At 66.7% G+C, this 1,683-nt stretch carries 1 protein-coding gene; it reads left to right on the forward strand.

Annotated elements, in window-relative coordinates:
* Window positions 1-132 precede the first annotated feature (132 nt).
* Window positions 133-1,236, forward strand: a complete 1,104-nt coding sequence (locus SAZ10_RS33490; protein WP_318613883.1) for an IS110 family transposase — start codon at window positions 133-135, stop codon at window positions 1,234-1,236.
* Window positions 1,237-1,683 lie beyond the last annotated feature (447 nt).

The raw sequence follows: 1,683 nt of genomic DNA on the forward strand, positions 1-1,683 counted from the left end.
ACGGGGAGAGATCCTATGGGGGCGACGACGAGAGGGGCTACCATCGTTTTGCCAAAACAAGCGATGGAGCGTCCCATGAAGCGGAACGATTTGAGCCGATCTCTCGTCGTCTTCGAGCAGCATAGCACGCTGGTGGCAGTGATCGAGATGGGTCTTAAGAGCTGGGTGGTGGCCGGGCTTGCGCCCGGACTGGAGCGGCAGCCGCTGAAGCGGCAGGCCGCCGATGAGAACCTGCTTGTGAAGCTGCTTTTTCGATGGCGGGATGAAGCGACTGAGGCGGGCAGCACGATCAAGCGGATTGCGGTGGCCTTCGAAGCCGGGCGCGACGGCTTCTGGCTGGCGCGCTGGCTGCGCGCGCATGGGATCGAAGCCCACGTGATCCACCCGAACAGCGTTCCGGTACCGCGCGAGCATCGGCGGCCCAAATCGGATCGGCTGGACACCGCCTTGCTGATGCGCGCCTTCCTGGGCTGGCTGCGCGGGGAAGCCAAGCACTGCAGCATGGCGGCGATCCCGAGTTTGGCGGAGGAGGACGCGCGCCGGCCGAACCGCGAGCATGAGCATCTGGTCGGCGAGCGAACGAGCATCATCAACCGAATGAAGGCGGCGATGGTCCGGCTCGGGATGCGTGGCTTCAACGTCAAGCGGCGCAAAGCGTCGGAGCAGCTGGACAAGCTGCGCACGGCGGAGGGTGAGGCGCTGCCCCCGAACACGCTGGCCGAGCTGCGGCGTGACATGGCCCGGCTGAAGCTCGTGCGCGAGCAGATCGCTGCGATCGAGAAGGAGCGGTTGGCGCGGCTGCGGCGGGCGCCGCGGCAGGGCACGCACCCGATGATCCTGATGCTGGCCAAGGTCATGGGGATCGGGGTCGAGACTGCGGACATGCTGGTTCACGAGGTGCTCTCACGGCCGCTGCGCGATGAGCGTGCGGTGGGACGCTATGCCGGACTGACCGGCGCGCCGGACGAAAGCGGACAAAGGCGACGCGAGAAGGGATTGGCCAAGGCCGGCAATGCCCGGGTGCGGCGCGGCATGATCCAGCTCGCCTGGCGCTGGCTGATGTTCCAGAAGGGCAGTGCCCTGGCCAAGTGGTTTACGGCCCGAACCGCGCATGCCCCGCGGGAGGTCCGCAAGACGATGATCGTCGCTGTGGCCCGCAAACTGCTGATCGCGCTGTGGCGCTACGTCAGCGTCGGCGAAGTGCCGGCAGGGGCCAGGCTGCGACCGGCAGTCTAAGCCAACGACGCAAATGCGATGGAAAGGCAAAGACACAGGAGGACTTGCACAGGTTCGGCGCTCATCCGCTTCGGCGCGATGCACGCCAGGACGATCCGAGGTGGCGGTGACCCGCAGGCCCCCATGGCTCGCATGCCGCGGGAGAGAATGGGCCCGCCTCCGAGGAGCCTCGCCGCTGATGCGCATGGCTGCATCATGGTCGGACGGTCGAGACAGGCTCGACCATCCATCGAATACAAGGTTGTGGCGCGCATGGTGCCACGTCATGGCAGGCTCGCCTCTGATCGCCTTGCGTGGGGACATCCGTCAACGGCCCGGCGCCGCCGAGTCGGGGTGCGCGGCACCGGCCCGCCGCCGGACGCCCCCACTCGAAAGCCAACGCAAGCGGAAAGGAAAGGAGGAGCCGATGGCAAACTCTGCTCTTGACAACCAACGTCCCATACAAGG

Source organism: Mesorhizobium sp. BAC0120, from assembly GCF_033542235.1.
Classification (GTDB): Bacteria; Pseudomonadota; Alphaproteobacteria; order Rhizobiales; family Rhizobiaceae; genus JAWRCU01.